Annotated in this window: 16 protein-coding genes; 1 reads left to right on the top strand and 15 read right to left on the bottom strand. The window is 68.3% G+C overall.

Translation table 11 applies throughout. The features are described 5' to 3' along the window. Positions 1 to 173 precede the first annotated feature (173 nt). Positions 174 to 1658, top strand: a complete 1485-nt coding sequence (locus OHA21_RS00610) for an aldehyde dehydrogenase family protein (protein ID WP_328469002.1) — start codon at positions 174 to 176, stop codon at positions 1656 to 1658. Positions 1659 to 1752: 94 nt separating this feature from the next. On the opposite strand, the gene OHA21_RS00605 is transcribed toward OHA21_RS00610, so the two are convergent. The 15 genes from OHA21_RS00605 to OHA21_RS00535 form a co-directional block, all read right to left on the bottom strand. Then, the gene (locus OHA21_RS00605) at positions 1753 to 2583 is read right to left on the bottom strand and encodes an oxidoreductase (RefSeq protein ID WP_328469000.1); all 831 of its coding nucleotides are present in this window, start codon (positions 2581 to 2583) and stop codon (positions 1753 to 1755) included. 274 nt (positions 2584 to 2857) lie between these two features. Then, positions 2858 to 4243, bottom strand: coding sequence for a GGDEF domain-containing protein (locus OHA21_RS00600; RefSeq protein ID WP_328468998.1), 1386 nt, complete (start codon positions 4241 to 4243; stop codon positions 2858 to 2860). Between the two features lie 448 nt (positions 4244 to 4691). After that, positions 4692 to 5024, bottom strand: a complete 333-nt coding sequence (locus tag OHA21_RS00595; RefSeq protein ID WP_328468996.1) for a peptidase inhibitor family I36 protein — start codon at positions 5022 to 5024, stop codon at positions 4692 to 4694. A 373-nt stretch (positions 5025 to 5397) separates the two neighbouring features. Next, complete coding sequence (locus OHA21_RS00590) at positions 5398 to 5535, bottom strand: hypothetical protein (protein WP_328468994.1); 138 nt, start codon at positions 5533 to 5535, stop codon at positions 5398 to 5400. Between the two features lie 89 nt (positions 5536 to 5624). Beyond that, positions 5625 to 7883, bottom strand: a complete 2259-nt coding sequence (locus tag OHA21_RS00585) for a glycoside hydrolase family 3 C-terminal domain-containing protein (RefSeq protein ID WP_328468992.1) — start codon at positions 7881 to 7883, stop codon at positions 5625 to 5627. A gap of 271 nt (positions 7884 to 8154) precedes the next feature. Beyond that, positions 8155 to 9666 carry a carboxylesterase/lipase family protein gene (locus OHA21_RS00580; protein WP_328468990.1) on the bottom strand — a complete coding sequence of 504 codons (1512 nt, stop codon included), beginning with the start codon at positions 9664 to 9666 and terminating at the stop codon, positions 8155 to 8157. 158 nt (positions 9667 to 9824) lie between these two features. Continuing rightward, positions 9825 to 10694: a carbohydrate ABC transporter permease gene (locus OHA21_RS00575; protein ID WP_328468988.1), complete on the bottom strand. Its 870-nt coding sequence runs from the start codon at positions 10692 to 10694 to the stop codon at positions 9825 to 9827. A 1-nt stretch (position 10695) separates the two neighbouring features. After that, positions 10696 to 11619 (bottom strand): carbohydrate ABC transporter permease, encoded by a 924-nt coding sequence (locus tag OHA21_RS00570; protein ID WP_328468986.1) that lies wholly within the window; start codon positions 11617 to 11619, stop codon positions 10696 to 10698. Then, positions 11616 to 13001: a substrate-binding domain-containing protein gene (locus OHA21_RS00565; RefSeq protein ID WP_328468984.1), complete on the bottom strand. Its 1386-nt coding sequence runs from the start codon at positions 12999 to 13001 to the stop codon at positions 11616 to 11618. The genes OHA21_RS00570 and OHA21_RS00565 overlap by 4 nt, the downstream gene beginning before the upstream one ends. Before the next feature lie 394 nt (positions 13002 to 13395). After that, positions 13396 to 14250 (bottom strand): helix-turn-helix domain-containing protein, encoded by an 855-nt coding sequence (locus OHA21_RS00560; RefSeq protein ID WP_328468982.1) that lies wholly within the window; start codon positions 14248 to 14250, stop codon positions 13396 to 13398. Positions 14251 to 14334: 84 nt separating this feature from the next. Next, positions 14335 to 15486 carry a (R)-mandelonitrile lyase gene (locus OHA21_RS00555; RefSeq protein WP_328468980.1) on the bottom strand — a complete coding sequence of 384 codons (1152 nt, stop codon included), beginning with the start codon at positions 15484 to 15486 and terminating at the stop codon, positions 14335 to 14337. An 80-nt stretch (positions 15487 to 15566) separates the two neighbouring features. Beyond that, on the bottom strand, positions 15567 to 16550 hold the full coding sequence (locus OHA21_RS00550) for an aldo/keto reductase (RefSeq protein ID WP_328468978.1): 984 nt from the start codon (positions 16548 to 16550) through the stop codon (positions 15567 to 15569). Between the two features lie 76 nt (positions 16551 to 16626). Beyond that, positions 16627 to 17523 carry an aldo/keto reductase gene (locus tag OHA21_RS00545; RefSeq protein WP_328468976.1) on the bottom strand — a complete coding sequence of 299 codons (897 nt, stop codon included), beginning with the start codon at positions 17521 to 17523 and terminating at the stop codon, positions 16627 to 16629. 5 nt (positions 17524 to 17528) lie between these two features. Continuing rightward, positions 17529 to 17924: a DUF2255 family protein gene (locus tag OHA21_RS00540; protein WP_328468974.1), complete on the bottom strand. Its 396-nt coding sequence runs from the start codon at positions 17922 to 17924 to the stop codon at positions 17529 to 17531. Positions 17925 to 18042: 118 nt separating this feature from the next. Next, the gene (locus tag OHA21_RS00535) at positions 18043 to 19080 is read right to left on the bottom strand and encodes a zinc-dependent alcohol dehydrogenase family protein (protein ID WP_328468972.1); all 1038 of its coding nucleotides are present in this window, start codon (positions 19078 to 19080) and stop codon (positions 18043 to 18045) included. Positions 19081 to 19120 lie beyond the last annotated feature (40 nt).

The raw sequence follows: 19120 nt of genomic DNA, 5'->3' as shown, positions 1-19120 counted from the left end.
AACGCGTCCGGGCGCCGGGACGGGTCACCGTTGCGTTGCCGCCCGACCACGTGTGTTCGTCGCGTTGCCGGCCGAGCCGACGTCGTTGACACGCCGAAATCCGGATGGAAGCATATCGGAATAACGATCAGCAGTTCGTATTTGAGAACACGATGGAAGGTGTGGTCGACGCGATGTCCTCGAGCACGAGAGCCCTGCCCCCGCTGCTGCGCCGAGGCGACTCCCCCGTCGGCATGCTCATCGACGGCGAATGGACGACGCCGACGAGCGCCACGACCCCGGTGTTCGATCCCGCTACGGGCGCGGTCATCGCCTCCGTCGCCCGCGGTGACGCGAAGTCCGTAGACGCGGCGGTCACTGTCGCCCGGCAGTCCTTCGACGAGGGCCGATGGCGCGGCCTTTCCAGTACCGACCGCGGTGCTGTCCTCTGGCGCGCCGGCGACCTCATGCGCGAACAGGCCGACGACCTGGCAAGACTGGAGAGCCTCAACCTTGGCCTGCCCGTCGCCCAGGCCAAGGCCATGGTTCTCGAAGCCGCTGCCCAGTTCCGGTACTACGCGGGCTGGGCCGACAAGATCCACGGCCGCACCGTCGACCTCGGACCCGCCGACCGCCGGGTCCAGGGATACACGCTGCGCGAACCGATCGGCGTCGCCGGACTCATCACCCCCTGGAACGCGCCGCTGAGCATGGCCGCCAAGAAGCTGGCGCCCGCCCTGGCCGCCGGATGCTCGTGTGTGCTCAAGCCCGCCGAGGAGACACCCCTGACCTCGTTGTGGCTGGGGCAGATCCTGCTCGACGCGGGTGTCCCGGCCGGCGTGGTCAACGTCGTCACGGGCATCGGCGAACACGCCGGCGCCGCCCTCGCGGAGCACGCGGATGTGGACGTGCTCTCGTTCACCGGGTCGACCGAGGTGGGCCGCCTCATCGTGCACGCGGCCACCGGCAACATGAAGAAACTGACGCTCGAACTCGGCGGCAAGTCCCCCGTCATCGTGTTCGGCGACGCCAACCTGGAGGCCGCCATCCCCGGCGCCGCCTCCGCCGTCTTCTGGAACTCCGGCCAGGTCTGCGCCGCGGGCACCCGGTTGTTCGTCCACGAGTCCGTGTACGAACAGGTCGTCGCCGGTGTAGCCGAAGCCGGCCGTGCGATGCGTCTGGGCCCCGGCTCGGACCCTGATGCCGACCTCGGCCCGCTGATCTCGCAGAAGCAGCTCGACCGGGTGTCGGGCTACGTCAGCCAGGGCGTCCGCGACGGCGCCCGGGTGGTCAGCGGCGGCTCCCGGGTCGGCGAGCGGGGCTACTTCTTCGAACCCACCGTCCTGGTGGACGTCGACCAATCCATGACGGTGATGCGGGAGGAGGTCTTCGGGCCGGTGCTGGGCGTGATGCCTTTCTCCGACACCGATCAGGCCGTCGCGCTGGCCAACGACAGCTCGTACGGTCTCGCCTCCAGCATCTGGACCCGCGACGGCGCCCTGGCGCACTCGGTGGCTCGGCGGCTGCGCGCCGGACGAGTCGGCATCAACGTGCACCGCGCCGGCGGGGCGTACATGCCCGCCGGCGGCTACCGGCAGTCGGGCTGGGGCCGCGAGAGCGGCCCGGAGGCCCTGGAGAACTACCTCGAGACGAAGTCTGTCGTCTCCCAGCTGGCTTGAACCGGCACGCCCAGGATGCCGGGACAGACCGAGAGGATTCCGGCCCCGGGTCTGTCCCGGCGCGTCCGCGTCCACGACCAGGTCGCCCGGCCCGTCAGGCCGAGAGATCGGTGCTGGTGGTCAGGTGACGCCAGGACTCGATCTCGGCGCGCTCGTCGTCCAGGACGCCGCTGACGGCGGCGAGCGCGTCGGTGCCCAGCAGCAGCAACGCCGGCGGCCTGCCGGAGCCGACGGCGGTGATCAACGCCGCGGCGGCCTTCGCCGGGTCGCCGGGCTGGTGGCCGTGGCTGGTGTCGTGAACCTTGCGGCGCCTGCCGGCGGTGTCGGCGTAGTCGTCGATCACCGTGGCCGACTCGGTTAGCGATCGGCCGGCGAAGTCGGTCCGGAAGGCGCCCGGCTCGACGGCGGTCACCGTGATTCCCAGCGGCCCCAGCTCCTTGCGCAATGAGCCCGACATGCCCTCCAGCGCTGCTTTGGCGGCGGAGTAGTAGCCGGATCCGGGCGCGCAGATCCGCGCGCCGATCGAGGAGATGTTCACGATCGCGCCGCTGCGCCGGGCTCGCATGCCCGGCAACACCGCCTTGATCATGCTGACCGCGCCGAAGAAGTTCGTCGCGAACAGCCGCTGCACATCCGCGTCGCCGCCCTCCTCCACCGCCGCGCGGTAGCCGTAGCCGGCGTTGTTGACCAGCACATCCACCCCGCCGAATCGGGCGTCGGCCTGCCGGACCGCGTCGCAGACCTGTTCCGGATCCGTCACGTCCAACGACAACGCGAGCGCCGTGCGCGGGTGGCTCTCGGCGAAGTCCTCGACCTTGGTCACGTCGCGGGCGGTGACGACCGCGTTGTCGCCGCGGTCGAGAACAGCTCGGGCGAGGGCCCGGCCCAGGCCAGTGGAGCATCCGGTGATCAGCCAGGTGTTCATGAGTAAACCCTTCAGTCGGCGGTTCCCAGCAGACCTCCGGCGCCGGCGGCCAGGGAGCCCCTGCCGTGAGGGGTAACAGCAAGGGCTTCCATCGCGGGTTCCGGCGTGTCAGTAGCCGTAGGGCGGACGGCCGCCGAGGAACCGGCCTTGAAGAGTCCGTCGAACTCCGGCGGTCAGGCGAGTTATTGGAATCTGGTGCCGCCGGTACGCCTGGCTGCCGTCCGTCACGAGCGGGGCACCGGATCGTGGCTGGTAGGTCAGGTGTGAGGGGACGTTACTCGTACGCCTGTGGGGCGAGGTCGCGGGCGCGGCGGATGGCCCGCTTGTTCTCGTACATCGCCTCGTCCGCACGAGCCACCAAGGCGTCGGTGCCGACGTCGCCCGGGCCCATAATCCCGAGCCCGATCGCGGCACGGATCTGCACGACCACGTCGCCGATCATGACTGGCTGTTCCATTTCCCGGCGTAGCCTGCGTACGACCGCCTCCGCGTTCTCCAGCGATCCGATACCCGTGAGCACCACCGCGAACTCGTCACCGCCGAGCCTGCCTGCGACGTCGGAGCCGAGCACCGCGCGGCGCAGCATCCGGGCGAACTCGATCAGTAGCCGATCGCCGGCGGCGTGACCGAGCGTGTCGTTAACCTGTTTGAACTCATTCAGATCGGCCAGCAGCAGGCCCGCCGGCGGGCCGCCACGGACGGTCCTGGCCATCGCCCACTCCAGCGCCTCGTAGGTGTGCGTCCGGTTCGCCAGTCCGGTGAGGCCGTCGGTCACCGCCTTCTTGTGGACCTCCCACAGGGTCATCACCTGCCGCGTCACGACGATGCAGGTCAGCACGACCGAACCGAACACCATGCCGAGCAGCCGGTACGGCTCGTCCCCGCGCACCGCCGAGATGACCAGCAATGCCAGCCCCAGTGCGACAGCGAAGTACGGGGCGACGCTGAAAGCTCTGCGCCGGGGCAGGCCGCGGGTGTTCCGGCTGGATGACCGACTCTGCTCGAACGCGGCCGCCGCGATGAGGAAGTGGCCGGTCAACCAGAGCATGAATTGCCATGCGTAGACATCACGGAAGCCGGAATCCAGACGGAGGCCACCGAGATGCATATCGCCCACCATCTCGAGAGTCATCGCGGCCGCCAGGAGGATCATGGGCCGGCGCACCGACTCGTCGACTCCTCGCATCAGCACCAGGACGATGCCGAAGAGCAAAGTCAGATCTCCCAGAGGCAGCGCTATCGCGGCGAGAACAGCGCCGGTACCGAGCCTGTGCTCGGTGAGTGCCGGACCCACAGCGACATACCACATCACCATGACTCCGGCAACGACGATCACCCCGGCGTCCAGGCCCAATTTGAGCCCGGACAGCCGGCTGTCCAAGCGGCGAGGCACCAGCAGCAGCCCGACGAGCATCATCGGCGTGAAGGCGAGCCGCAGAAGGTCGCCGGGGGCCGGAAACTGCCGCCAGGAGGTGAATACCGCGAAGCAGATGGCGGAGGCGATCAGTAGACCGATGGCGGCCGCGAACCATCCCCAGGCACGGCGGGTCGACGAGTTCAACGCCGACCGGGTACTCGCGCCCACTGCGAAGATGAAGGCGACGATGTTGATGAGCAGCATGGGCGGTCCGGCGACCCCCACCATGGCGTTGCCGCGCATGCTGGTCACCGCTATCGCGGCGAGTCCCACGGCTAGTACGGCGCCGGTGAGCCCGTAGAACGGGACGGTGCCCCGGCGCGGCGCCCGTCGTCCGCTTCCAGGAGCCAACCGCCGATACCGGCCGCCGATGTGCATGACGTCTCCGAGTTTCTTTCGCCTGCGCTTTCTGATCGGCCGGACTGCGGCAATGCTGAACGTTTGAGCCCTGACCTGGGCGCACGAGGCCGGTGTCGTAGGCGACGATGACGGCCTGGATGCGGTCGCGGGCGCCGGCCTCGCCCAGGATTTGGCTCGCTACGGAGAGATCGGGCCCGGTCGTGGTACCACGGGGGGCACACGGCTTGCCGTATCGGTACCGCGGTAACACTGCGGGTGCACCGGAACGTGAAGCCGGCGCCCGGCCTCGCCGAGGAGCTTCCGGCCGAGCTTCCCAGTCGAGGTTCCCGTGTCAGGGCACCCAGATGCTCCCGAGTGTGGAGCCGTTGAGGATCGGCGTACCGCCCGGTGGCAGTTGGTCGGGGCCGCCAAGGCAGTCATCGTTCAAGAACAGCGCAGCGCTTGCGGGGTTGGTGTTGTAGGCCGAGCGGGCGCGGCCGCTCCAGCCGTGTTCCGCCAGGCTGATACAGACCCCGGATCCCGGCGGCCACGAGCTCAGGGTGAGTCGGACGCCCGCGTAGTGCTCGCCCTCGTACAGGCAGACCGTGTTGATGAAAGGGCAATCCGCACGGGCCGCCGGGACGGGGTGCGCCACGGCTGGCGCCGTCGCGCCGAGCAGGACCATCGCTGAGAGTGTGGCGCTGAGTAGGTGGGGCCGGTATCGGCGCAGGACCGTCTTGGCATGCATTCCACATCTCCCGTTCAGGACTGGAGTCGATTCCAGTGCGCGTGGTGCCGGGACTTGGTTCAGCGGTCAGCTTGGCCGGAAGAGGGCACCGGTGGCAGGCCGTGCCGCTCCAGGGAATGTCAGGCCCCCTATTCGCAGGCGTCGATCAGCCACGAGGGGGTGAACGTTGCCACTCACTGCGCGTGCTGCGACCGGCCAAGCCGCGCATGTGGTGGCCGGGTTCGGCCCACGCGCCGTTCTGCTCGTCGGAGACCTCCGCCATCCATGTGACGGTCCGACCGCCGGCCGGAGCCGGTCATGACCAGGTGCGTCATGGTGGAGGCGGTGCGGCCCCGTCCCAGTGTTCGACGCCGGGCGAGCACCAGGCGATGTCGCCGACCCGGATCTGCTCGATCGGGCCGCCACACTGCTGTGTCAGGCTGGTGCTCAGTGACGACGGGCTTCTCATGGACGCACCCACGGCGAGAAGTGCCCTATGGAATGCCACCGCCCTGCCAGCTGATCCCGAGGTCCACCCCAGCCGCACTCGAGGCGGACCTACGTCGGAGCGCCCTCGTCCTCGGCAATGTGCAAAGCATGCGGTCCGGCAACTCCCCGGGGTTGGATGTCCAATCCGGTGACGACGTGGCGGTCGATACCAAGTCTCGGGAACGCAGTCAGGGTGGTCAGGGGGAAGTCGCCGAGCACGGTCAGCGACTCGGGGTCACTGAGGATGCCGGTGGGGTTGCCGTCGGCGTCGGCCCCGACGGCTGCGCGCAGCGCGGCGGCCCCCTCGGGGTCGGCCAGCCACTCGCGCAGGGTCGACTCGGCGGTCAGCGGCACCGGGAAAGCTTCGGCGGGTACGTCGACGGTGACGCTCAGCCGCAGGTCGCGTGATGACGAGCCTACGCTGACGTGGAACGTGCCGCCGTGCAACAGCCACCGCTGGTGGCGGGTGGACCAGTAGGAGAGGTCGCGTGGGTCGAGGTGGAACGTCACTGTCTCACTGCCACCGGGCAGCAGGTCGATCTTCGTGAAGGCTTTCAGCTCCCGTACGGGGCGGGCCACGGGTGACGGTGGGGCGCCGATGTAAAGCTGCACGACCTCCTTGCCGGGCCGATCGCCGGTGTTGACGACGGCGCAGGTGACCAGCACCGAGGAATCGGCGGTCACCGTGACGGTGAGATCGTGGTAGGTGAACGACGTGTAGGAAAGACCGTGACCGAACGGGTAGGCGACGTCGCGGCCGGTGGCGTCGTAACCGCGGTAGCCGACGAAGACACCCTCGCCGTACCGCACGTGCCCTTGCTCTCCGGGGAAGTTCAGGAAGGACGGGTTGTCCGCAAGGTGCACCGGCAGGGTCTCGGCGAGACGCCCGGACGGGTTGACGGCGCCGAACAGCAGGTCGGCGACCGCGCCGCCGGCCGCCTGCCCGGACAGCCAGGTTTCCAGGATCGCGCCTGCGTGCCGGTCCCACGAGGACACCTCCACCGCGGAGCCGTTGGCCAGCACCACCACCACTCTGCGGTTCACCGCTGCCACCTGTTCCAGCAGCGCGATCTGAGCTTCGGGTAGATGCATGTGCCACCGGTCAGCGCCTTCTGACTCGTCGCCGGCGGGCAGGCCGAGGAACAGCACCACGGTGTCCGCGCGGCGGGCGAGCGCCACAGCTTGCTCGCCACCGTCGGCATATTCCACGGTGACGCCGGCCGGTGCAGCCGTTCGCAGCTCGTCCAACGGCACGTCGATGCGGGTGGGGTTGACCTGGGAACTGCCGGCGCCCTGAAAGCGAGGGGCGCGGGCGAACTCGCCGATCACGGCGATCGTGTCGCCGGCCACCGGCTGCAGCGGCAGCAACTGACGGTCGTTCTTGAGCAGCACCGCGCAGTCAGCTGCCGCGGCGCGGGCCAAGGTGTGATGAGTGCCTACGTCGAAGCCAGTCGGCGCCGGGTCGGCACAACGGTCTACCAGCTGCAGGATCCGCTGCGCCGTCTGGTCGAGCACCTTCTCGTCGAGGGTGCCGTCGTGGACGGCGGCGACGATCGCGGTGTCGCTGACGCCCCGGTTGGGCGGCATCTCCAGGTCGAGGCCGGCGGTAAGCGCCGCCACCCGGTCACGGACCGCTCCCCAGTCGGAGACCACGACGCCGTCGAAGCCCCATTCGTCGCGCAGCACCTCGGTGAGCAGCCACCGGTGTTCGGAGGCGGGCACCCCGTTGATGCGGTTGTAGGCGCACATGACCATCCAGGGCCGGGCCCGGATGACGATGCGTTCGAAGTGCGGCAGGTAGATTTCGCGCAGCGTTCGCTCGTCGACGTCGGCGCTGACCCGCAGCCGGTCGGTCTCCTGATTGTTGGCGGCGAAGTGCTTCACGCACGCGCCGACGCCCTGACTCTGCACCCCGACGACGTGGGCCTCGCCCAGGACGCCGGCCAGCAACGGGTCCTCGGAGAAGTACTCGAAGTTGCGCCCGCACAGCGGGGACCGTTTGATGTTGACGCCGGGGCCGAGCACCACCGCCACCCCCTGCGCGCAAGCTTCCGCGCCGATCGCCGCGCCGATGCGCCGCACCAGGTCGGGATCCCACGACGAGCCGAGTGCGGAGGCGGTCGGGAAGCAGGTGGCGGGCAGGCTGCCGGAGATACCGGCCTGATTGCCGTCGGGCTGGCGACGCAGCCCGTGCGGGCCGTCAGACAGCATGATCGCCGGGATACCGAGGCGCGGCACCGGTGCCGTGTGCCAGACGGTGGAGCCGAGGCACATCGCCGCCTTCTCCTGCAGGGTCAATTCAGTCAGCAGGTCCGCAGCGGACGTCATCGGACGCGTGTCTCCGTTCGTGTGGATGTCGAGCGGCCCGGTGCGGGCGAAGCCTGAGCGCTGGATTTGGGAAGCGGGTGGAAGCGTCATCGACGGCGATTGTCTCCGCGTGGGCTTGCGCCAGGTCGACCCGCTGTTTGCGGTAGTCCTGCAACGCAAGGCCACCAAGGCAACGGCCGTCGTGGCTGGGCCCCAGCCGACAGCGATGCGCACGCCGGGCTGACCGGCCCGCCACCGCGCGACTGCCTTGCCGCGCGGTGGCCTGGCCGGCTCAGCGCGGTCGGGGCAGTCCGCCCGCGGCCTCGGACACGTCCAGCCGTTCCTTGCGAGGATCGGGTCCCGCGACAATCGTCCCGTCCGGGCTGAAGTCGGTGATCGAGTCGCGGCCGACGGCGTGCCGGGGCCATTGCGGCACCGTGCGGCCGTTCGGATTGCCGTTGCGCGCGAAGTTGGCCCAGTAGGTGTTGGCAAGCCGCGCCACCGCACTGTCCTGCGCCGTCGGCTGCGTGCCGCCGGCGGCGAGGGTGTCGAAGACGAAGGGGATCTCCGCCGCGTGGGGAACCCCGTTCACCCACTGGTCGCGACGCGCGGTCGGGACATAGGAGAAGCGATAGAGATAAGTGGGTGCCCCCACGCGCGCGAACGCATTGGCGGTGAACCGCGCGGGCTCGGCCTGGGCGCGGTCGATGCCGACCATCATCAGCACCTGCTGCAGGGTGGCGGTGCCGTCGGGATCGTAGACCGCCCGCGCCCAGGCCGCGTGCTCCCGGAACTGGGCGAACAACTCATCCTTGCTGTCGGCGGCGACGAAGCCGATGAAGTCGGCGCTGTTCGTTCCGATCATCAGCGGCGCGCGCTTCTGCCGGCCGGCCCGGTAGGCGCTCTCCGCGGTTTCGACAGCGAGCCGGCCATCGAGGATCGGCCCCGGATAGGTCGGTGGACCGCCCGGCCCAGCGGTCTCCTGCCCGCCGTCGACGACCTGCGCGGTGTCGAGCGCGCGCAGCTGGGCGAGCGCGGCGGCGCCGGTGCCCTCGATCTCGTACCGTTGTGCGAAGTTGACGCCGATCGTCTCGGCCGAGACCGGGTAGAGCGGATCGGCCCCGTCGGCGCGCAGCGGCCGGCCGGTCAGCACGCCGTCGCGCCCGCCGCCGGACTGGATTATGGCCTTGTCGAAGACTCCGCGCGACAACGGCGAGGTCAGGTGCGTGTGCACCGAGACGCCACCCGCCGATTCACCGAAGATGGTGACGTTGCGGGGATCGCCACCGAACGCGGCGATGTTGCGCCGCACCCAGTTCAGCGCGGCGATCTGGTCGAGATAGCCGTAGTTGCCCTTGACCTCGCCGCGGTGCTCGGCGGTAAGCCCCGGAAAGGCGAAGAAGCCGAACCGGCCCAGCCGATAGTTGATGGTGACCAGCGCTACGCCCTGGCGCGCGAACGCCTCACCCGAGTAATTCGGCTGCGCGCCACTGCCGGCGACGAAGCCGCCGCCGTGGATCCACACCATCACCGGCAACTTGGCACCCACCTTGGCCCCCGACGGGCGCCACACGTTGACGAACAGACAGTCCTCTGAGTAGCCCTGGGGCGGGGGTGTGCCGCGGCCCGCCTGCGCGCAGTCGGCGCCGAACTGGCTGCCGTCACGGACGCCCGGCCACGGCTTCGCCTTCTGGGTCGGGCGCCAACGGTAGGCGCCGACCGGCGGCGCGGCATAGGGGATGCCTTTGAAACTCTGCACCCCGGCCTCCGTCACCCCGCGTACGGAGCCGGACACGGTACGCACGACCGGTGGGTCGGAGGAAAGGGCGGTCTCGATGGGCGGTGCGCCTCGACCTGCCGGGGAACTCATGCTCCCCACGACCGAACCGCAGCCCGCCAGCAAACCTATGGCGGCGCTTGCGCACAGCAATATGCGTCCAGGTGCTTTCAACGTCTTCCCTCCTACTTACCGAACCCAGCGGTCAAGCCGCTGAGCAGCTGTCGACGGCCGACCGCGTACAGCAGGACGATGGGGATGGTGGTGAGCGTGACCGACGCCGCGATGGCCGGCACGTTGATGCCGAACTGCCCCTGGAAGGTCCACAGCGCGAGCGGCATGGTGCGCTGCTCGGGGCTCTGGGTGAGTACCAGTGGCAGCAGGAAGCCGTTCCAGATGGCCAGCGCGTTGTAGATGGTCACGGTGACCAGTGCGGGGCGGGTGAGCGGGAAGGCGAGCCGCCACAGCGTGCCCCACTCGGTGGCGCCGTCCATCCGCATCGACTCGAACAGCTCGCGCGGCACGTCGCGGATGAAGTTGGCCAGCACCAGAACCGACAGCGGGATGGCGAACGCGATGGACGGCAGGATAATCGCCAGCAGCGTGTCGTACATCTCGAGCCGGATGATGATCAGGTAGACCGGGATGATCACTGCTTGCAATGGGATGGCCAGGCCCGTCAGGAACAGTGAGTTGATCGACCTGACCCGGCGATCACGGGCGGCGCGGACGATGCCGTAGGCCGCCATGAACGAGATCACGACGGCCGGGACCACCGCACCTACCGTGACCACCATGCTGTTGAGGAAGTACCGGACGAAGTCGTTTTCGATGACCGACCGGTAGTTGTCCAAGGTCGGGGTGGACGGCGGGGCGAACGTGTTCGTGACGAAGTAGTTCGCCTGAGTCTTGAAGCTCGTGATGACGATCCAGTAGATCGGCAGCATCACGATGAGCAGCCAGACCCAGCCGAAGGTGCCGCCCAGCCAATTGGACCGCGCCTTCCGGCGGGCCGGTGTGATCCGCCGGTGGGCGCCGGTGTCGATGGTCGCCACGTCACATCCCTTCCATCTGGCTCTCGTCGCCGCGGCCACCGAGCCGCCGCAGCAGCTGAGCCAGGGCCACCCCGACCAGGACCAGGATCACCGCGATACAGCTCGCCGGACCCATCAGGTTGGCCATGAACCCCTTCTGGTACATCTCCAGGGCCAGAGCCCGGGTGGCGTCGCCCGGGCCGCCGGCGGTGAGCACGTAGATCAGGTCGAAGAAGGTCAGCGAGCCCACGACCATCAGCGTCGAGGACGTGATGATCGTGTACTTGATCTGCGGCAGCGTGATCAGGAAGAACTGGCGTAACCGCCCGGCGCCGTCGATCTGCGCCGCTTCGTAGAGCGCGATGGGGATCTGCCGGACCGCGCCCTGGTAGATCAGTGAGTGGAACGGGATGAACTGCCAGGACACCACGAAGATCAGGACGCCCATCGCGAGCGTGGGGTCACCCAGCCAGTCCTGGTTGAGCGCGCTGATCCCGAGCCCGGATCCGATGCCGAAGTTGGGGTCGAGCATCGCCTTGTAGGTGATCGAGATGGCCGCTGAACTGAGCAGCAGCGGGATGAAGTAGAGCACGGCGAGTAAGCCGCGATAGCGGTGTCGCGCGGCGATGAAGACGCCGATCAGGATGGATAGCGGGGTCTGCACCAGCCAGGAAAGAAACATGATCTGGAACGTGATGCCGAGTGCGTGTGGCAGCCCGGGGTCGCTCAGTGCCGCCTTCCAGCTGGTCAGGCCGGTCGGGCGGATGTCACCGATGCCGTCCCAGGTGGTGAAGCTGAGCCCGAGCGCACCGAGCAGCGGGATGAGCCCGAACGCCAGGAACATCAGCAGCGCGGGCATGGTCATCCAGAGGACGGAGCCGCCCCGCTCGCGGCTCGCGGTGGGCACCTGGTCGACGCGGACCGCGGGCGGAGCGAGGGTCGTCATTTGCCGATGACCCCGTTCATGCTGTCGACCCACTGCTGCGGGCTGATCTGCAACTGGAACAGCTTGGCGATGTTGTCCAGCAGGGTCTCGGCCGCGGTCGGGCTCAGCGCCTGGTCCCACGACTGTTGGAAGGTTTTGGCGTTCACCGCTGTCTCGTGGACGAAGTTAAGGAAGTCCGCGTTCGGCGATGAAGCGAGTTGCGCGGCGCTGTCCTTGAGCGTCGGCACATAGCCCGCACCGACCCAGCCCTTGACCTCCTCGTCGTCTACCAGGGTGGTGGAGAAGTACTTCTTGGCGATGTCCTTCTGCGCCTGGGGGGCCTTCGACGAGATGGACAGGTACTGGCCGGGGTTGCCCACCGCGTTACCCGGGTCGCCCTTGCCGCCGTCGATCGGGGGAAAGTTCATGAAGCCGAGGCCGCCGCTGGAGACGAAGTCGCCGCCGTTGGCCTTCTGGATGCCGTACGACCAGGTGCCGTGCACCATCATCGCGGCCTTGCCGGTGTAGAGCAGGGCCTGGTCGGCGTTCGAGTCGGCGGTGGTCGAGGAGAAGCCCTTCTGGAAACCGTCCGCCTTCACCAGGTCCTGAACCATCGTAAGCATGGTCAGCACCGCCGGGTCGGACCATGCGTTCTTCTCGCCGGCGAAGACGCGGTTGAACACGTCGGAGCCGGCCGTGCGGTCGAGCAGGAACTCGAGCCACATCATGTTGGGCCAGCGGGACTGGCCACCCATGGAGAACGGCGCGATGCCCTGAGCATTGAACTTCGGGACCAGATCGAGAATGTCGCCGTACGTCTGCGGGGGCTGCACGCCGACCTGCTCGAAGACCTTCTTGTTGTAGAACAGGACGATCGGCGTCACGCTCTCGACCGGCATCGCGTAGATCTTGCCGTCCACGGTGGCCGCACCGAACGACGCCGGGATGATCTTGTCCTTGACCGCGGCGTTTTCGCCGAACCAACCGGTGAGGTCGTCGACCTGGCCGGCCTCGACATAGCTCTTGAGGCCCCCACCACCCCAGTTGAAGATCATCGACGGGCCCTCGCCAGCCCCGATGGCGGTCTTGATCTTCTGCTTGTACGCATCGTTCTGGAAGTACGAGCCCGTGATCGGTGTGTCCGGGTTGGCCTTGTTGAAGCGGTCCACAGCCGCGCGACGGATCGGCTCGCTGGGCATGCCGCTCAGCGCCCAATACGTTGCCGCACCCTCAGCGCCGCTGCTGTCGCTCCCGCCGGACGGGCCCGAACTGCCACATGCCGCGAGAGTTGCCGCCGCACCTACACCAACGTTGAGTCTCAGGAAATCACGACGATTCATTATTGTCTCCGTTTCGACACCGGCTTCAGGAAAGCTGCGTGTGGAGGCCGGCTGCTGGTTCATCCGATAGTTCGGCGGCACGCCTGACGGCGCGCCGCTCGGGCGATCGAGGTCGGTGCCCGGCCAACAGGGATTTCGGGCCGGGCCTCGGTTCGAGTGGGGGGACACGCAAGTGTGGGACCTGCGTTACCGGGTTAAGGCACGACGCTAGGGGAAGGCCCGATCACCGGGGAGGCCCGCACTTACCCGGGAATCCAATTCGGGGTAACTTCAGGTCCCCCATCTGGAAAACCGCAGCGTGGGGCCGACGAATCCGCTCGCGGGAAGGGTGTATTGCCAATACCCCTTTTGAAGCCGCCTCGTGAACGTTACTGGCCGCGATTCCCACGGCTATCTCACTGGACGTGCGACTTCCACGCAAGAGCGTGCCGGCCATCGTCCGGCACGGCTCCAGGCGTTATCGGTCCAGCAGAACCAGTGCGTCGTGATCGGGTGTGCCGGGTTCGGCGAGGTAGGTCACCAGCCGATGGCCGGCGGTGCCCTCGATCTGCATGGCTTGGACCGTGAGGGTCATGGTGCCGACCTGCGGATGGTGGAGGGTTTTGGACGTCCCGGTGAACGGGCGCACCTCGTACCTGTCCCATAGCCAGGCGAAGTCTGTGCTCGCAGTCGCCAGCTCGGCGACCAGCTCGGTGACGTCCGGGGCGTCCGGCTCGCGACCAGCCACGGCGCGCAGACGGGCGACGCAGCCACTTGTCATGAGTTTCCAGTCCGGAAACAGTGCACGGGCCGCCGGGTGCAGGAACACGTAACGGATGACGTTGCGCCGCTGCACCGGCCAATCCTCGATGCCGGGCAACGTCCGCAGTCCACCGGGATTGCAGGCGAGCAGGTCCAGGGTGCGGCTGAGCACCCGCGCCGGATATGGGCGCAGGCGCTCCAGCAGCAGATCGGTGCCTGGCGCCGGCCGGCACTCGTCAGGCACCACGGACGGTTTCGGCAGCATGCTGGTTGCCCGGGTGGCGATGGCGAACAGGTGCCCACGCTCGTTCGCATCCAGGCGGAGCGCGGCGGCTAACGCGTCGATGACGGCATGGCTGGGCCGATGCTCCTTGCCGCGCTCTAGCCGGATGTAGTAGTCCACGCTGACCCCGGCCAGCGCGGCGAGCTCTTCCCGGCGCAGCCCGGGGGTGCGCCGCCATCCGGGGCCAACCCCGATGCCCGCGTGCTCAGGGGTTACTTGCGCACGACGGGCACGCAGGAAACGACCCAGCTCAGTGCCACCGTTTGCACCTTGCGGTTCTTGCGCCATGGGCATCAGCCTTCCAGCGCTGACCTTCGAACTTGCTGATAGAAATTCACATATCAAGGCGATGTTCGGCTTGCCAGCGCCGTCTTACCGGGGTCTGTTGCTCAGCACCTCTTCGAGAATGCGGCGTGCGGTGGCGGCCTGTGCTTGACCCGCCTCGGCGTGCAGGACGGACACCAGACCTCGCAGATTCTCCTCGGTCAGCCCGTTGTGGAGGCCGACGGCGAAGTGTGACCGCAGCTGTGCGTCGGCGCCGCCGAGGTTGGCCAGAGCCGCGATCGTGGCGAGTTCCCGGCTCTGCCAGCTGAGGTTGTCGCGGCCGAAGATGTCGCCGAACAGATGCGCTTTGAGGAACTGGTCGATCGCCGGCGCAAAGGTGATGTAGGGAGCGCTCGCTGGCGCGCCGACCAATCGGGTCTGGTTTTCCGTGCCGAGCTCGAGGCTGCTCTTGTCGCTGGGTAGCGGATTCGGCTCCGGGCCGGGCTCGTCGATGATGCCGGCGGCCTTGCGTTCATCCAGCACGGTCATGAATGTTGTGATGCTGTTGAGGCTGCGGGGGAAGCCGGCGTAGGCGTACAGCTGAACCAGGATCTCTTTGATCTCGTTGACGGTCAGCCCGGCGTCCAGGCCCTCGTTCAACGCCTTACGCAGTTCGGGCAGCCGTCCCGCCGCGGTGAACGCCGCGATGGTCACCATCGTCTGCTGCTGTCGAGTCAGGCCGCGAATGTTGTGTTCCGGCTCGGCGTAGCTGCCGTACTGCTCGTCGGAGACCTTCTCCATCCACGTGACGGTGCGGCCGTCGAGCACACTGCTCATGGCGAGGTGCGTCATGGCCGAATGCGGCGCGGCCCCGTGCCAGTGTTTGACACCGGGCGGGCACCAGACGACGTCTCCGGCCTGGATCTGCTCGACCGGGCCACCCCACTGCTGGGTCAGACCGGTTCCCTCGGTGACGACCAGCCGCTGCCCCGCGGGATGGACGTGCCACGCGGACCGTGCGCCGGGCTGGAAGGTGACGTACGCGCCGCCATACGCGGCCGTGTCCTCCGCGGCGAACAATGCCTGCACATGCACGTCGCCGGTGAAGTTCTCGGCCGGGCCGATGCTGGACGGCTGCGTGCCGCTGCGGGTGATCACCTGTCGTCTCTCCTTGTCTGTCTCCGGCTGCGGACGGGCGGCGCCGGACGACGCGGCCAACGCGACCACGGACATGGTCAGTGCTGTCAGTACCTTCCTCATCGCGTGCCTCCAACTTCAGTGAGGCCGGCACCGCGACGGGCCGTGGCCGGCGAGCCGGACGTCCGGCACCGTGGAGCGGTTCAGCGCTCAATCATCTGCATCTGCTCGTCGGTGTGGTGGCCGCCCTCGGCCGGGGTCAGCGCGTCAAGCTTGGCGACCTGCTCGGGGGTGAGTTCGACGGCGTCGGCGGCGGTGTTCTCCTCCACCCGGCTGACCCGCTTGGTGCCGGGAATCGGGACGATGTCGCCACCGCGGGTCAGCAGCCAGGCCAGGGCGACCTGGGCCGGGGTGGCGTCCACCTCGTCGGCGACATGCTGCACCTCGTCGGCGATGCGCAGGTTGCGCTGGAAGTTCTCGCCGGTGAACCGCGGATTGCTCTTGCGGAAGTCGTCGTCGTCGAGGCGCTCGATGTCGGCCGGAGTGCGCAGGGCGCCGGTGAGGAAGCCATGCCCGAGCGGGGAGTACGGCACCAGGCCGATGCCGAGCTCACGCAGCACGGGAAGGACCTGTTCCTGGTCGCGCGTCCAGAGGGAGTACTCCGACTGCAGGGCGGTGACCGGGTGCACGGCGTGGGCGCGGCGGATGGTGTCGATCCAGGCCTCGGACAGGCCGATGTAGCGGATCTTGCCGTCCTTCACGAGCTCCGCGAGGGCGCCCATGGTCTCCTCGATCGGGGTGTTCGGGTCGACCCGGTGCTGGTAGTAGAGGTCGATGTGGTCGGTGCCGAGCCGCTTCAGCGAGCCTTCGACGGCGGTGCGGATGTTGTCGGGGCTGCTGTCCAGCGTCCACGGGCCGCGGCCGTCGTGCGCGACGAGGCCGAACTTGGTGGCCAGCACGACCTGATCGCGGCGGCCCTTCAGCGCCCGGCCGACGAGTTCCTCGTTGACGTACGGGCCGTAGATCTCCGCGGTGTCGATCAGCGTGACCCCGAGCTCGACGGCACGGTGGATGGTGCGGATCGACTCGGCGTCGTCGCTGCCGGCGCCGGTGTAGCCATGTGACATGCCCATGGCGCCCAGGCCGATCCGGGCAACCTCGAGTTCACCGAGCTTGGCGGTGCGCATTTGGTTTTCCTCCGTGTCGTCGGTCGGGGGGTGAAGCCGCCGTTGCCCGGCGGCTGATGGGCGACGGCGAGTCGGATCAGGCTTCGGGGATGTCGCGGTGGAAGTTCTCCAGGGTGATGACGGCGGGCTCAGGGCCGCCGCGCTTGCCGGTGTCCAGGCCGTCGATGGCGGCGAGCTCGTCGGCGGTCAACTCGAAGTCGACGACGTCCAAGTTCTCCGCCATGCGGGCCGGCTTCGTCGACTTCGGGATCGCCGAGCGGCCCTGCTGCAGGTGCCAGCGCAGCATCACCTGCGCCGGCGTCTTGCCGTGCGCCTGGGCGATCCCGGCGATCACCGGGTCCTGCAGGGTGCTGGTGTGCTCGCCCTCGCGGTAGAACGTGATGCCACCGATCGGTGACCACGCCTGGGACAGGATGCCGTGCTGGGCGCCGAACGCCTGCACCTCACGCTGAGCGAAGTACGGGTGCACCTCGATCTGGTTCACCGCGGGCACCACCGTGGCCCTGTCCAGCAACGCGGTCAGGTGGTCGACCATGAAGTTGCTGACGCCGATGGCGCGGACCTTGCCGTCTGCCAGCAGCGTCTCCAGGGCACGGTAGGCGCCGAGAGTCTTGTCAAAATCCGACGGCAGGGCCTGGTGCAGGATCAGCAGATCGATCTGGTCGACGCCGAGTTTGCCGGCACTCTTGTCGAAGCCGTGCAGCGTCTCGTCGTACCCGTAATCGCTGATCCAGATCTTGGTCTCGAGGAAGACCGCCGAGCGGTCTAGGCCGGACTTCGCGACGGCCTCGCCGACCTGCCGCTCGTTGCCGTAGGCGGCTGCGGTGTCGATGTGCCGGTAGCCGGCCGACAGCGCCGCCTCGACCGCCGAGCGGGTCTCGTCCGGCGGAGTCTGGAAGACACCGAATCCGAGGGCGGGCATCTCGACGCCGTTGTTCAACGTCAGCTGCGGGATCGTGGACATGCTGGCCATTCCTCTCAGGGTCGGGGAAGCAGGCGGACGGTGACCGGGTGCGCCTTCTCCCCCACGACGGATCCCACGATGGCGGGCCCGTAGCGGTCGTACTTGGCGTGGTAGGCGGCGTCGATGTCGGCATGGTCGGCGCCTGCGGGTTCGGTGAATGTCACGTCGCGTTCCAGGCCGCCGGCCCGGATGCGGCCGGCGCCGCTGCGCACGGCCCGGGCGAACCATTGGCTGGTCACACCGCGGGCCGAGCGGACATACAGATCGCCATCGACGCGCACGACCCAGATCGTCACGTACGGGCGCAGGGTGCCGTCGTCGCGTAGCGACGCGATCAGCAGTTCCTCGGCGCAGCCGATCGCCGTCAGCTCGTCACTCGTCCAGGACGTCATCGTCGATTCGTTCGCCACCGTGTCTCCTTCTCGGTGCGGCCACGACCGCGCGGCCGCCCGAACCAGCTAACAGCGCCGGGACCGCCGCAGGGAGTCTCTGTGGAAACGGGTACTGGCAGGGTCCCCCAGAGCACGTTTAGGCGCCGATCCGCACGAGTGACTTGGTCGCGCGGCGCTCGAGCATCGCGGTGTAGGCGTCGCCGATCCCGTCGAGGTCGGTTTCGTAGTCGAAGACGAGGCCGGGATTGATGCGCTCGGCCAGGACGTCGTCGAGCAACTCCGGGATGTAGCGGCGGGCCGGTGCCACACCGCCGCGTAGCCCGATGTTACGGAAGATGACCGTCTGAATCGGCACGACAGAGTCGTGCGGCACACCGACGGCGCCGACGATCGACCCGACCCGGGCGATCCCGAATGCGGTGGCCATCGACTGGCCGGTGCCGACGCATTCCAGGGCAGCATCGACGCCGATACCACTGGTCATCTCCATGATCAGCTTGGTGGCGTCGTCGCCGCGCTCGGTCACGATGTCGGTCGCGCCGAACTCGCGGGCGAGAGCCTGACGTACGGGATTGCGGCTCAGTGAGATGATCCGTTCGGCGCCGAGGCGTTTGGCGGCAATGACCGCGCACAGACCGACCGCCCCGTCGCCAACGACCGCCACGGTGTCGCCGGCCTTCACGCCGGCGCTGACCGCGGCGTGGTGCCCGGTGCACATCACGTCCGACAGCGCCACCAGCGACTTGAGGACAGCGTCCGAGTGCCCGTGGCCCGGCACCTTGACCAGTGTGGCGTCAGCGAACGGAACGCGGACGTACTCGCCCTGCCCGCCGTCGACGCCGTGGTTGCCGAACGAGCCGCCGTGCAGGCAGTTCCCTTGCCAGCCGGCGAGGCAGTTGGCGCAGGTGCCGTCACAGAAAGTGAACGGTGCCACGACAAGGTCCCCGGGCCGCAGCGTGCTGACGTCAGCGCCGACCTGCTCGACGACGCCGATGAACTCGTGGCCGATCGGGCCGAGCGCGTGCGGGTTGACCCCTCGGTAATACCAGAGATCGGAGCCGCAGACGCAGCCCAGCGTCACCCGTACGACCGCGTCGGCGGGAGTCTCCAGACGCGGGTCGGGGCGCTCGCCGACGGTGATGTCACCGGGACCGCCGTAGAGAGTGGCTCGCATGGTGGGTCCTTTCCTGGCTTATGCCGTAGCAGGTTTTGCC

Origin of the sequence: Actinoplanes sp. NBC_00393, assembly GCF_036053395.1 — a bacterium.
Classification (GTDB): Bacteria; Actinomycetota; Actinomycetes; order Mycobacteriales; family Micromonosporaceae; genus Actinoplanes.
The sequence above is the reverse complement of the archived record's forward strand: the minus strand, read 5'-3'. Positions and strand labels throughout refer to the sequence as shown.